The organism is Paenibacillus sp. NPDC093718, from assembly GCF_050279985.1.
Classification (GTDB): Bacteria; Bacillota; Bacilli; order Paenibacillales; family Paenibacillaceae; genus Paenibacillus_AQ.
Map to the genome: position 1 here is coordinate 510980 of NZ_JBNNUS010000003.1, position 13733 is coordinate 524712.

At 51.3% G+C, this 13733-nt stretch carries 12 protein-coding genes; 5 read left to right on the top strand and 7 right to left on the bottom strand.

Features of this window, described 5'->3' with window-relative positions; all coding sequences use genetic code 11:
• Window positions 1-9: 9 nt before the first annotated feature.
• The 3 genes from ACQKPA_RS12160 to ACQKPA_RS12170 all read right to left on the bottom strand — a co-directional run bounded on the left by ACQKPA_RS12160 (window position 10) and on the right by ACQKPA_RS12170 (window position 3536).
• The gene (locus tag ACQKPA_RS12160) at window positions 10-1272 is read right to left on the bottom strand and encodes an ABC transporter substrate-binding protein (RefSeq protein ID WP_427492493.1); all 1263 of its coding nucleotides are present in this window, start codon (window positions 1270-1272) and stop codon (window positions 10-12) included.
• Window positions 1273-1436: 164 nt separating this feature from the next.
• Window positions 1437-2396, bottom strand: coding sequence for a LacI family DNA-binding transcriptional regulator (locus tag ACQKPA_RS12165; protein WP_071219137.1), 960 nt, complete (start codon window positions 2394-2396; stop codon window positions 1437-1439).
• Between the two features lie 231 nt (window positions 2397-2627).
• Window positions 2628-3536 (bottom strand): DMT family transporter, encoded by a 909-nt coding sequence (locus ACQKPA_RS12170; protein WP_427492495.1) that lies wholly within the window; start codon window positions 3534-3536, stop codon window positions 2628-2630.
• Window positions 3537-3660: 124 nt separating this feature from the next.
• On the opposite strand from ACQKPA_RS12170, the gene ACQKPA_RS12175 reads away from it, so the two are divergent.
• Entirely contained in the window at window positions 3661-4518 is an 858-nt protein-coding gene (locus tag ACQKPA_RS12175; RefSeq protein WP_427492497.1) for a LysR family transcriptional regulator, read from the top strand.
• A gap of 67 nt (window positions 4519-4585) precedes the next feature.
• Here the strand turns inward: ACQKPA_RS12175 and ACQKPA_RS12180 are convergent, their stop codons facing one another.
• From ACQKPA_RS12180 to ACQKPA_RS12195, 4 genes are all read right to left on the bottom strand, one after another.
• Window positions 4586-5410, bottom strand: a complete 825-nt coding sequence (locus ACQKPA_RS12180; protein ID WP_427492499.1) for an alpha/beta fold hydrolase — start codon at window positions 5408-5410, stop codon at window positions 4586-4588.
• A gap of 14 nt (window positions 5411-5424) precedes the next feature.
• The gene (locus tag ACQKPA_RS12185; protein WP_427492501.1) at window positions 5425-5934 is read right to left on the bottom strand and encodes an SRPBCC family protein; all 510 of its coding nucleotides are present in this window, start codon (window positions 5932-5934) and stop codon (window positions 5425-5427) included.
• 74 nt (window positions 5935-6008) lie between these two features.
• Complete coding sequence (locus ACQKPA_RS12190) at window positions 6009-6341, bottom strand: metalloregulator ArsR/SmtB family transcription factor (protein ID WP_332294648.1); 333 nt, start codon at window positions 6339-6341, stop codon at window positions 6009-6011.
• 287 nt (window positions 6342-6628) lie between these two features.
• Window positions 6629-8278, bottom strand: coding sequence for a glutathione ABC transporter substrate-binding protein (locus ACQKPA_RS12195; RefSeq protein WP_427492504.1), 1650 nt, complete (start codon window positions 8276-8278; stop codon window positions 6629-6631).
• Window positions 8279-8436: 158 nt separating this feature from the next.
• Here ACQKPA_RS12195 and nikC point away from each other — a divergent pair, with 158 nt between their 5' ends.
• The 4 genes from nikC to ACQKPA_RS12215 all read left to right on the top strand — a co-directional run bounded on the left by nikC (window position 8437) and on the right by ACQKPA_RS12215 (window position 13644).
• Window positions 8437-9333 (top strand): nickel transporter permease, encoded by an 897-nt coding sequence (nikC, locus tag ACQKPA_RS12200; RefSeq protein WP_326111567.1) that lies wholly within the window; start codon window positions 8437-8439, stop codon window positions 9331-9333.
• Between the two features lie 19 nt (window positions 9334-9352).
• Window positions 9353-10276 (top strand): ABC transporter permease, encoded by a 924-nt coding sequence (locus ACQKPA_RS12205; protein WP_009595864.1) that lies wholly within the window; start codon window positions 9353-9355, stop codon window positions 10274-10276.
• A 1353-nt stretch (window positions 10277-11629) separates the two neighbouring features.
• The gene (locus ACQKPA_RS12210) at window positions 11630-12643 is read left to right on the top strand and encodes an ABC transporter ATP-binding protein (protein WP_427492507.1); all 1014 of its coding nucleotides are present in this window, start codon (window positions 11630-11632) and stop codon (window positions 12641-12643) included.
• The gene (locus ACQKPA_RS12215) at window positions 12640-13644 is read left to right on the top strand and encodes an ABC transporter ATP-binding protein (RefSeq protein WP_427492509.1); all 1005 of its coding nucleotides are present in this window, start codon (window positions 12640-12642) and stop codon (window positions 13642-13644) included. The genes ACQKPA_RS12210 and ACQKPA_RS12215 overlap by 4 nt, the downstream gene beginning before the upstream one ends.
• The last annotated feature ends 89 nt before the right edge of the window (window positions 13645-13733 follow it).

The following is a 13733-nucleotide window of genomic DNA, read 5'->3' on the forward strand; positions in this document are numbered from 1 at the left end:
TCGCCTCGATTATTTCGATGCTTTCGCCCATACTTCATCCAGCTTCTGCAGGAACTGCTCCCCTGTCATGCTCGGATTCATGAAGTACTCCTGCGTAGCCGGAGCCAGGTCATTGGTAATGATTCCCGATGGGAAGTAGTTCAACGCCCAAGTGGTCGTCTCACCCTTCGTTGTTGCTTCGTGCACCGCTTGAGACAACGGATCCAGATCGCCTGCTTCAATGTTCGTTAAAGCCGGGATGAATTTGAAATCGTCCACGATGGCTTTCTTGCCTGTCTCGCTCGTGAAGAGCCAGTTTAGGAAAGCGTTTGCGGCTTTAACTTCCTCAGCGTCAGCCTGATTGTTTACGACCCAGTAGCTGGCGACGCCTACGGCGATTTTGTCGTTGCCGGCGAGCGGGAACGGCATCATGCCGACTTTGGAGCCGAAATCACCGAAGTCCGCAAGCATGGAATAACTCCAGTTGCCCTGATGCACCATAGCCGTTTTTTCCGTAGCAAAGTCGCCCATCTGGCTATCGTATTTCACTTCCAGCGGATTCTTGGTGTTGGCCTTGATCACGTCCATGAATTTCGCCCACTCTTGGAACTCCTTCGTATCGGCCATCTTCACTTCGCCCTTGTTAAGCTGCTCGATAAAGGCCAATGGATCGGATTGAAGCGCAAACGGCGTGTTGATGATGTGTCCGATCAGGAAGTATGCCTCTTGGGACAGGCTCAAACCGTTCTTGCCGTCCGCCTTCAGTTGCTCCAGCGTCTTAGTGAAGGAATCCAGGTCCTTCATGTTAGCCGGATCCACCAGATCCTTGTTATACACGAGACCGAAACCCTCTACGCCGTATGGAACGCCGACGGTTTTATCATCGACCTTCAATTCCATGTCAGGCGCGATGTTCTTCACATACTCTTCGCCGCTCAAATCGGAGAAATAGGATTTCAGCTTCTCGGACTCGGGTCCCGGAGCCACGCTGAATATCGTCGGGCCCTGGTTGCTGCTGAGCTTCGCTACCAGCTGCTGCGAATAAGCATCACCTGCGGCACCCCATACTTCAACCTCATTGCCGGTTTCTTCTTTATAGGTTTTAACCAAAGCTTCAAGAGGTTCTGTAATTTCAACTTTCGATTGGAAGAGCGTAATTTTCTTCAGCTTATCTCCCCCGTCTCCACCGGATGCTGCTCCAGAATCTTTGTCAGATGTACCACCGCAGGCTGCAAGTGTTGCAACCAAAGCCGTTGCTGTAAGTATGCTAAATACCTTTTTTACTTTTTTCAAGTGACACGCCTCCCCCTTAAGGACTCTATAAAGTAAAACGTTTACAAACCCATCATAGGGCGGTTTACCTAGATTGTCAATAAAAATTGTACGCGTTTTCATAAAAATACTAAGTAAAAAAACTAGTAAAATAGTTGATATTTTACTAGTTACAATCATAAAGTTTATCTCACCGTTTTTCTCCACTGGATGGTGGCATTCAGCTTAAAGGGCTCCCTGCCCGTTGTGCCCTTGATCATCTCTAGCAGCTCCTTCGCCGCCAAATAACCGCTTTCATAACGCGGGATCGCAATCGTGGTCAAGCCAGCCATCGCCGCCGCATCCGAGTTATCGAATCCGGTAATCGAGATATCCTCCGGGACCCGTATTCCGTTCTCTTCCAAAGCTTTGATCGCGCCGAGAGCCATATTGTCATTCGCACAGACCAGCACTTCGGGCAAGGCATTGCTCAGGATCAAAATTTTGGCGGCCTGATATCCGCTTTCCTCGCTGTAATCGCCATGGAAGTAATTGCGGCGGTCAAACACGATGCCATTCTTCGCAAGCGTATCCATAAATCCGGCGAACCGTTCCTTGTGATCCAGGGTAAACTCCAAGCCGCCAATGTATCCGAAATTCGTAAACTGTTTATCTACCAAGGCTTGGACCATTTCACACATGACGGGGTAATTGTCCACGATCACGCTTTTGGTGTTGGCGTACTCATTATCAATAATCCGATCCATGAGAACGACAGGAAACTGCGGCGTGGCTACCGAGACTAAATATTCGTCCGTCATATTCCGATCCAAACTTATGGTACCGCTTGCAAATTTGCTGCGCATAAAATTGGTGCTGGATTTGTTCGTACAGATGATAAGGTCGTATCCATTCTCCGTCAGGCAATGGCTGATCCCTTTGATGATCTTTAAATAATAATCGCGATCAAAGTCGCTGAAGACAAATATAATCGTGTTGCTTTTATCGGATTTGGTTGACTTATGCGGAAAATAACCGTGCTCCGAGCATAATCTCAGCACCCGCTCCCTCGTCTCCCGCCCCACGTTCTTGCGCCCGTTCAGCACGTTGGACACTGTCGACACCGAGACATCCGCGAGCTTTGCAATTTCCTTCAAACCACTCATGAATCCTATCCCCTCTCCAAAGGCGTTAGTAAATTTAATATAACATGGATTTATTTTTAATAAAATTTACTTATTTTGCTTGGACAAGATTTCCTTGCATTATCATCCTTGTCATTGCTTGTCATGATACTGCTCAGGCCAAGAACCCTTTGTTCGCCACAGCAAAAAGCAGGCCACGCGAATCCATCGCCGTGACCTGCTAAATCCGAAATTCATTAGAATTTATGCCCTTTATACCGTACCGCGCTGCCCTGATCGTGAATGGATCTCTTGTTCGTCCACTCGTCCAGGCCGATTCACCAGATAAATGCCAAGCCCAATACACACTGTGCCGGCCATGGTGTACCAATGCAGCTGCTCGCCTAGTATAAGCCATCCGGATAATACGCCAAACACGGGAATGAGGAACAGATACACGTTGGCTTTATTGGGATCACTATTACGCAGCACATAATACCAAGTGACGAACTGGGCAATCGAGCTCATCAGGATCATCCAGCCCAGAACAAAGAGCTCCTTGACGATCTGGGACGAATCCCATACAAAATGCGGCTGCTCCAGCAGTGGACTTGCGATGAGCAGAAGGATGCCTCCGATCAGCATCTGATAGGCAGCCATGACCCAAGCGTCAAACTCCTTGCCCCAACGGGAGCTTAACAGCGTCGCCATGCCCCAGGCCATCCCCGCCCCCAGCGCAAACCAGAATCCGCTCTGCATCTGCATCTCCAATCCTTGCGTAATGAACACGCCGATAAATCCGATGATCACGCCCACCCACTGAAGAAGACGGTAGCTTATACCGAAGATCAGGAAGCTGAACACGATGAACCAGATCGGGTTGCTGGAGGACAAAACCGAAGAGCTGCCGGAGGAAATGGTCTGCATGCTCAGGTAGATGCCACTCATCACGAGTCCCGATTGAAACAGACCGATCGTTGCCAGCTTCATCCAGGCAGCGCTGCTTCTGGGATGAGGCCGTCTTACAATGAATGGCAGCATCAGAAGGCCCGCGCCCACGAACCGGATCGCCAGCAGCACGAATGGGGAACCGAAGGACAGTGCCATTTTGCCGATCGGGAAGTTAAGTCCCGCGACCAGCATCGTAAATATCGTCAGAAACAGCATACGCGGTTTGCTCATGCCATGAATTCCCCTCTCCTTGACCGAATGTACCCTCAGTTTATTCCGACCTTCATATCATGTAAAATAATTAAATAAGATTTAAGCCATCACTGTGAATGATGGATATAAGGAGGCTGCTAATGTGGAGAGTGGGGATCTGAAGATATTCCAGGCTGTTGCCCGTGAAGGAAATATAACCAAGGCTGCCGCAAGCCTTGGTTACGTGCAATCGAACGTGACCGCTAGAATCCGGCAGCTTGAATCCGAGCTGAACACGCCTCTGTTCTATCGGCTCAGCCGCGGCGTCGCCTTAACTTCGGCCGGCTGTAATCTGCTCAAATATGCCGATCAGATTACGCGTTTGCTTGACGAAGCCGTGAAATCGACGCAATTCTCGGAAGAACCGTCGGGACCGCTGCGGATCGGCTCATCGGAAACCACAGCCGCGGTACATCTTCCCGGTATCATGCTGGATTATCATAGACGGTACCCTAATGTGAAACTGTCATTGATTACAGGCCACAGAGCTGACCTAGTCCGAGCCCTGAATGAGTATGAACTGGACGGGGCGTTTATCAGCGGACCTCTGGATTACCCGGACTTTGACGAAATCCGGGCCTTTGACGAGGAGCTTGTCCTCATCTCGGAACCGACGGAGGCTGCCCTTCGCGATTTGCTCACCAAACCGCTGCTGTTCTTTGGCAAGGGCTGCTACCACCGTAAACGGTTGGAGCAATGGCTTCATGAAGAGAACGTGGGGCCCATGAACATTATGGAGTTTGGCACGCTGGAAGCCATCATGGGCGGTGTTGCCGCCGGGCTGGGTATCTCGCTGCTAACGCGTTCTTCCGTTAAGGACTGGGTCGATGCCGGGAAATTGCAGGCCTTCCAAATCCCCAAGCGTTACCGCAGCTCCAAGGTCCATTTTGTATTCCGGCGCGACCTGTTTCGCACCAGCGCCTTTAATCATTTTATTGAACCGTTCGAGAAGACCGAATAAATGCTTCGACCGGAACGGGAGAAACCGTGGCCCTAAGGGTCACGGTTTCTTGACGAGCCAAGCACACTTATCTCGGTATTTGATCTGCCGAAGGCTGCAGAAAACCCGACACCTCGGGAGCCAGCACTTCCGGCGCCATCACGACGGCAGAATGGTCCTGACCAGGCAGCATTCGGTGCTCGCACTGAGGGAGCAAGTCGACCAAAGCGCTCGCGGCCCCATGGAACATAGCTCCGCTGTTCTCGCCCGTCATCACCATGACCGGAACGTCGACATCCCAGCGATCTGTCGGCAGCGGTTGACCGGATTGCGTGCTCCCCATTATCATGCCGTCATAGGCCAATGTATGCGCCATGCCCTCCATGACCTGCCAAGAAGGATCTGCCTTCATGAATTCTATATATTCCGCGGGGATTCCCAGCGCTGCCGTCATGAAATATTCTACGGCATCGCTGCGTCGATGCTCGGCCATCAGCGCATTCAAATGCTGCACGTATTCCGCCGGTACGGGCTCGCGGCTGTCGTCAATGATAAACGGCGGCTCGTATAGAAATAGTTTACTAACTTTACTGCGGCCAAGTCTGCTCGCCGCATCCAGCGCCAGAACAGCGCCCGAGGAACTTCCGAATACATACGCGCTGCCGCCTGCCTCCTGAATAAGGGCATCGATATCTTCGATCTCACGTTCAACGGCATACGGAGCCGTATCCGTACTGCTGCCTCGTCCCCGCCGGTCATAATTGTACACGGTGAAATGTTCAGACAGAAACTCTCCAAGACGCGTTGTATCGTTGTGATCCGAAGCTCCGGCAGCTACAAGAATGACAGCCGGACCAGTCCCTTTCTTTTCATAAAAAATACGAGTACCGTCATTAGACATTGCGTAATTCATAATCATCTCTCCTTTTATTGTTCTTTTATGTACAAACTTATTTCGTTCTCAAACCGTTCCAGCGTATCTGCGTATCCTTCCACCATTCCCATGCCTTCAGCCGCCTCCAGCTGCTCTACGCTCGCAAAATGGGTGATGATGCTTAGCCTGGTCCCTTCCCCGGCCTCTTCAAACGTAACCGAGGTCAACATGTCGCTGCCTGCCACGGGGCTCCAGTTCTGATCCGTGAATGTGCCTGTGTATACGAGCCTCGATAACTCCGCCACTTCGGAGTAGGTCGCCTTGCAGAAGGCTTCTTCCCCTTCTCCCACCGCATCGGGAGCCAGTCTATAGCGCCATACGCCGCCCGGTCTGACATCCATCTCATATACTGTGGCATTCCAGTTCTTTGGCCCCCACCAGCGTTCGATGTGTTCCGGCTTCGTCCATCCCTGCCAGGACAGCTTCAGAGGTATCGATACGACACGCTCCACAGTCAGCTTCCGCTGCTCCCGGTCTTTCGTGATGGTGGTTTTTCTGCTCATGTGAATTCCTCCTATCTGTGAAATCGGCTCTGTGTGCAGAGCCGAAATTTCCTGTGGATCTACTAAAAAATTGATTAACTCTCCTTTCCGTTGAAGTCGCTCATATAGTCCTCGAACTTGTCGAGTCGCTCTTCCCACAAACGACTGAAAGAATCGAGCCAGACGTCCAGCTCCTGAAACGGCTGGGCTTCAAGACTATAGATGCGCTGCTGCGCGTTCTTACGAACTTTCACCAGCCCGGCCTCGCTCAATATCCGCAGATGGCGGGATACTTGGGGCTGGCCGATACCTAGAGCCTCTACGATGTCGCTGACCGATCTCGAGCCTTGCTTTAAGAGCTCAACGATGTTGAAGCGGTTCGGCTCCGAGATCGTAAACAGGGTTAATTGCATAGCTGAAGTATTCATGGTTTTAATATACACTAATGTGTATATATGTGTCAACGTATATAAGATTTTTTTCAACATGCTTCTGACATCAAAAAACGAGATAGCACATCAACTCCCTTTCGCTCGCAAGCTGTATGATCGATGCAGATGCCCAACGAGGAAGATAATGAACCATTGGCTGGTTAGCCCTATCTTCTGTCCCAGCACTCAAACCACATCAAAAAAGAGGCCCCCGATAGGAGCCTCTTGCTGTAAATCCTCTTTATATCATGACGATTCAAAGCTATAAAGCTTTCAGGACGTCCTTATGGCTTAATGGACACTTGATGCAGCTGGATGATGCCGTTCGGATGCCGCCAGAAGCCTTCCACCTTGCTGCTGACTCCGTTTAAATACTCCTGATGATGGATATACAGCATCGGCGCTAACTCAACCAGCTTCTCCTGCGCCTGTTTATAGATGAGCTTGCGCTGCTCCGGATCATTCTCTTTGCGCCCGTCATCCAGCAGTTTATCCAGTTCCGGATCCTTCGTGAAGGTACGGTTGCCCGGCTCCCCTACATTTTTGGAATGGAATAATTCATACATGCCATAGTCGGCATCGGCCGTTACCGTGGACCATCCGAGAACAAACATATCATGCTTGCCTTCTGCGGTTTGGGCCAGATATGCTCCCCACTCCACCACTTCGATTTTGACTTCAACGTTCAATTCCTTCAGCTTGGATTGTACGTACTCGGCGATCTTAATCCGTTCCGGATTGTCATTGGTCCAGATGGTCGTCGAGAAGCCACCCTCGTAGCCGGCCTCCTTCAACAGCTCTTTCGCTTTGTCGATGTTATGTTCGATCGGCTTGACGGCAGCATCATAGCCGTTCACGTCCGGTGCCAGCGGACCGACGGCAGGGATGCCCGTGCCTTCGTAGATACCCGAGATGATCTCATCCTTATTGATGGCCATCGATAGGGCTTGCCGCACCCGCACATCGTTGAACGGCTCTTTGTTGTTGTTAAACCCAATATAAGACAAACTCAGCGATGCCTGACGGTTCAGGGACATGCCGTCCGTGCTCTCAATGCGGCTGATGCTGCTCGGCGACACCGGATCGATAATATGCGCATAGCCGGTTTCCAGCTCCGCGATCCGCGTTCCCTCTTCGCTTACGACCTTGAACGTGACCCGTTCAACCTTCGCTTTATCTCCCCAATAATCGGCATTCGCAACCAGCTTCACTTCCTGTCCAGGGTTCCAGCTCTCTAATTTGAATACGCCCGTGCCTACAGGGTTCTGTGCCAGATATGCCCCTGCTTTCTCTCCTGCCTTCAGCTTCTCGTAATCCAGCTTGATGGCTTCCGCACTAACCATGCTCACCGCAGAATGGGCCAGATGGGCAAGCAGCGGCGAGAAGGCATACTCGGTCACAAGCTGCACCGTGTATTCGTCAACCACTTTAATCTCTTTAATCATGCCGACAAGCGATGCGCGCGGAGAAGCAACCTCCGGATCCTGCATACGATCAATGTTGGCTTTGACCACCTCGGCATTGAATGGAGAGCCGTCTGTAAACCTCACGCCTTGTCTCAGCTTGAACTCCCAAGTCAATTCATCGACCGCTTTCCAGCTCTCGGCGAGCCCCGGCTGAATATTGAGATCCTTATCATGGATCACCAACGTGTTATAAATATGCGTTGTCATTACGCTCGTTTGCTGGTCCGTCGACATATGAGGGTCCATGGATGGCGGATCAGAAAGCCAGGCAATCACAAGCTCATTCGCACCGGTGTCGGTTGTTCCTTCGGGAGGATCTTTGGCCCCCGGCTCAGGAGCTGGTGTATTGGTACCGCTTGGCGGCGTTTCGGGGTTACTGCTCTTGCTTGGACTGCCGCACGCCGACATCATTACGGTAAGTATGAACAGGATGCAGACAAGCCATTTGAATCTTCTATTACCTGTCATGTGAAACAAACTCCCCCTTCAATCAAAATAGGAAAATATTTCATACACAGTTAACATATATTTTACTATTTGATATTTATACCAGTAGAATCCAGATTTACCTCACGTTTCTACGACACCAATTCTGACATCCATACTTGGAGAAAGGATGATTTCACGTGCCTAACATGACCGCTGATGCCAGAACACAAGAATCGCTCCCTAGTGGAACCCGCCTCGTACAATGGAAATCTTTCTACCACCGTCTGAAGAAGAACAAAGCGGCCTTATTCGGGGGGTATTTTCTCCTGCTGATGATTCTTGTCGCGATCATTGGCCCCCTGCTCACCCAGTATGATCCGACCAAAGTAGATTATTCTACGAAACTGCTGAAGCCGTCCGCAGACCATTGGTTTGGTACAGACCACAACGGGCGAGATATTTTCACAAGGATTATCCATGGCATGCGTCTTACGCTCTCGGTCGGTTTTATCTCGGTCATCATCGGAGCAGCCTTTGGTGTCGTGCTCGGAATCATATCCGGCTATTACGGAGGTAAATGGGATGCACTCATTATGAGAATTACCGATGTTATGCTGGCATTTCCCGGCATTCTGCTGGCATTGGCGGTTGTCAGCGTTCTTGGAAAAAATCTGTTCAACGTAATCATCGCTGTCAGCATCTTCTCGATCCCCACCTTTGCCAGAGTCGTGCGCGGCTCGACACTGGCCGTGCGCAAGCTCGAATATATTGATGCCATGCGTTCGCTGGGCGCGAGCGATGGACGAATCATCTTCGGGCATATTTTGCCGAATATCACATCCCCTATCATCGTGCAGGCTACGCTGCGGATTGCGGTTGCCATCCTGACCGCCAGCGGCCTGTCCTTCCTCGGTCTTGGCGCACAGCCGCCGACGCCAGAGTGGGGAGCCATGCTGAATGATGGGCGCAACTACATTATGGATCACCCCCATGTTGCCCTGTTCCCCGGCTTGTCGATCGTGTTCGTTGTCATCGCATTCAATCTGCTGGGTGACGGCTTGCGAGATGTTCTTGACCCGAAAATGAAAAAATAATGAAGGGAGCTGCCGGGCCATGCTCATCTATTCCATTCGAAGGCTGATTCAGACGATACCTGTTGTCATTGGCGTTACCATCGTTGTCTTCCTGCTAATGCACCTCATTCCGGGAGACGCGGCGCAGGTCATTATCGGGGAAGGGGCACCCAAGGAGCAGGTGGAGAAGATCCGTGAGAACCTGGGATTGAACGATCCGCTGCCGCTTCAGTATTGGAACTACGTCAGCGGCTTGCTGCAGGGAGATTTGGGAGATTCGATCCGCAGCAGCCGCCCCATCGCCGATGAAATATTCAAAAGCCGGTTCTGGATCACCGTCGAGCTTGCCGTATACTCTACGATCCTGGCTGTATTTCTCGGCATTCTGGCCGGCATCATCTCCGCCGTCAAAAAAAGCTCCCCTGCCGATATCGGCGTCATGTTTATCGCATTGTTCGGACTGTCGATGCCAAATTTCTGGCTGGGGCTGATGCTGATCCAATATTTTGCCGTCGATTTGGGCTGGTTCCGTCCCTCCGGCTGGGGCACGTGGTCGCAAACGATCCTTCCCGTGATCACGCTCGGGACCGGGGGCGCGGCGATTATTGCCCGAATGACCCGCTCCAGCATGCTGGAGGTCATCGGCCAGGATTACATCCGAACCGCTCAGGCGAAGGGCGTCCGGGAGCGTGTCATCATCTACCGGCATGCCTTGAAAAATGCCATGATTCCCGTCATTACCGTCATCGGCCTAGAATTTGGCGGCCTGCTGGGCGGTGCGGTGCTGACCGAGTCCGTATTCGCCGTGAACGGCATGGGGCGCTACGTCATCGACTCGATCCGGGCGCGGGATTTCCCGGTCGTACAGGCAACCGTGCTTGTGCTCTCGATCATGTTCGTGCTTGTGAACCTGCTCGTGGACATCTCCTACCGCTATTTCAACAAGCGCATTGATTTTGATTGACTGGCGATTTTTCGTCTATTAACTTGCAATAGCGGATCTCATGTCTTCATAACTTCACTAAAAGGCAGAAAACAAAGGAATAGCGGAACTACTGTCCTCAAATGTCCACAAACCTCGCTAATCCAGGTGAATCGAGCTGTTTGGGAGTACCATACGGACGCAGGATTGGCTACTTGCTGAAAACGAGCTGTTTGGGAGTCCATTCGGACACAGACCTGCTACTTTGCTGCAAAAATGAACTATTTGGGAGTCCACACGGACACACAATCCGCTATTTACCAAAAACCGATCCATTTGCGAGTCCATCCGGACAGAGGATCCGTTAATGCACCCAAAATCACGAATTTAGCCCGCAATATCTTGCAATAGCGGATCTCGTGTCCTCATACCTCCACTAAGAGGCAGAAAAAAAACAAATAGCGGAACTACAGTCCTCAAACTCGTCAATCCAGACCAATTGAACTGTTGGTGAGTACCATGCGGAGGTACGATCGGCTTTTACTAAGAACCAGCTCTTTTTGAGCCCAACCGGACATACGATCCGCTATTTGCCTAAAACCGATCTATTTGGGAGCCCATGCGGACACAGGATCCGTTAATGTACCCAAATTCGCGAATTTAGCCCGTAATAACTTGCAATAGCGGATCTCATGTCCTCGTACCTCCACTAAGTGGGAGAAAACAAACAAATAGCGGAACTACAGTCCTCAAACGTCCTCAAATATCGCGAATCTAGACCGATCGAGCTGTTGGTGAATACCATGCGGACGTACGATCGGCTATTTGCTGAAAACGAGCTGTTTTGAGGCCCGGCAGACATAGGATCCACTATTTACTGAAAATCAGTCCTATTTGAAGTCCACGTGGACACAGACCTGCAACTTTGCTGCAAAAACGAGCTGTTATGGAGTTACACGGACACACGATCCGCTATTTATCGAAATTCGAGCTAATTTTGAGCCAATGTGGACACAGGATCCGCTAATGTACCCAAAATCGCGAATTTAGCACGCAATATCTAGCGATAGCGGATCTCATGTCCTCATACCTCCATTAATAGGCAGAAAACAAAGGAATAGCGGAACTACAGTCCTCAAATATCAACAAATATCGCTAATCCAGACCAATCGAGCTAATTTTGAGTCCATGCGGACTTACGATCCGCTAGCAAATCAGCACAAACCTGGCTGATTTTGAGCCAATGCGCACACGATGCGCTATTTACTGAAAACCCATCCATTTGTGAATCCAAACGGACACACGATCGGCTATTTACCGAAAACCGATCCATTTGTGAGTACATCCGGACATACGATTTCAAAGCCAATTGAAAGCGAAGGGAGCTTAGACAAGATGGAACAGCACGCATCAAGTTTGCTTACGATCAAGAACCTGCGAACATCTTTTTTCACCGAATTGGGCGAAGTGAAAGCGGTGGATGATATCAGCCTAACCGTACGCAAGGGGAGGACGCTCGGGATCGTGGGCGAATCCGGTTCGGGAAAAAGCATTCTGTCCCTGTCCATCCTGCGGCTGATCTTTCATCCGGGACGAATCGTCGGAGGCCAAATCCTATATAACGGTGTGAATCTGCTCGAACAATCGGACCGACAGATGCACAAAATAAGGGGTAATCAGATCTCGATGATCTTCCAGGAGCCGATGACATCGCTCAACCCGGTCTTCACCGTCGGCGATCAGATCGCGGAGGCCTACCAAATCCATGAGAATCTGAGCAAAAAACAAGCCATGGACAAAGCCGTTGAGATGTTGAAACTGGTCGGCATCCCCTCCCCGGAAAAAAGGGTCCGGCAATACCCCTTCCAGTTGTCCGGCGGTATGCGCCAACGTGTCATGATTGCCATGGCGCTGGCATGCAATCCGGATCTGCTCATTGCAGACGAGCCGACCACAGCGCTGGACGTGACCATTCAGGCTCAGATTCTGGAACTTATGAAGGAGCTGCAGCGGAAGCTGCAGATGTCGATTATTTTTATCACACATGATCTGGGCATCGTCGCAGAAACCTGCGATGACGTGGCGGTTATGTACTGCGGAAAAGTGGTGGAGTATACCGATGTACGGACCCTCTTCAAGCATCCGAAGCACCCCTACACCATTGGCCTGATGAACTCGCTGCCACGGCATGATATCGATAAGGAAACGCTGGAGCCGATTAAAGGCTCGGTTCCAAGTCCCTATGACCCACAGGAAGGCTGCCGCTTCGCCCCCCGCTGTCCCCATGCAGCCAAGCTGTGCTATGACAAACTGCCGGAGCTTCAGGCGCTGGATGAAAACCAGCAAGTCAGGTGTTGGAAATATACCGATCAATGGGAGCCGGAAAGCGAGGTGAACGTTCTGCCATGAGCAAAGAGCTGTTAACGGTCAAGAATCTCAAGCAGTATTTTCCGATCAAGGGCGGCATCCTGGGCCGTACCGTCAACGTCGTAAAAGCCGTGGATGATATTTCGTTCTCCGTACATGAGGGAGAAACTGTCAGTATCGTGGGCGAATCCGGCTGCGGTAAATCAACCACGGGCCGGGCTATCCTGAGGCTGGACGAACCGACCTCCGGCGAGGTGATGTTCGAAGGAAGCGATCTGCTCTCCCTGAACAAAGCCCAGATGAACCGAAGGCGTAAAGACCTGCAGATGATTTTTCAGGACCCCTATGCTTCGCTGAATCCCAGGAAAACAGCGCTGCAAGTCCTGGAAGAAGCGATGGACATTCAGAATGTTGTTCCAAAGAAGGACCGGCGGGGACGGGCAATCGATCTTCTGGAAACGGTCGGCCTGGCCGCCTATCAAGCCAATCGGTATCCGCATGAATTCAGCGGCGGACAACGGCAGCGAATTGGGATCGCCCGCGCCTTATCCGTGAATCCCAAGCTGATCATCAGCGATGAAGCGGTCTCTGCGCTTGACGTGTCCATTCAGGCACAGGTGCTCAATCTAATGAAGTCGCTGCAAACCGAATTCAAGCTGACCTATCTGTTTATCTCTCATGATCTCGGGGTCGTTCGGCTTATTTCGGATCGGATTATCGTGATGTATCTGGGAACGATTGTGGAAATCGCGGATAAGCACTCCCTCTTCCGGCGCCCACAGCATCCTTACACCCGCGCTCTGCTGTCGGCCATCCCGACCCTGGATCCCGAGCGCAAAAAGGAACGCATCATTCTCAAGGGGGATGTTCCGTCCCCGATCAACCCGCCTTCCGGCTGCCGATTTCATACCCGCTGCATGTATGCCACGGATCGCTGTCGATCCGAGGCTCCGTTGCTTCGAGAAGTCGATGAGCGCGGAGGCCATCAGGCGGCCTGCCACTATATCCAAGAGATCGCTACCGGTGCACTGGAGAAGGTGTAGCTTATACGCCGCCGAACGGATAACGGCACCTCTCTATAAAAGAGAAAAAAGCGAGAGCCCAAGGTCTCGCTTTTTCTTTTGCAAAACTT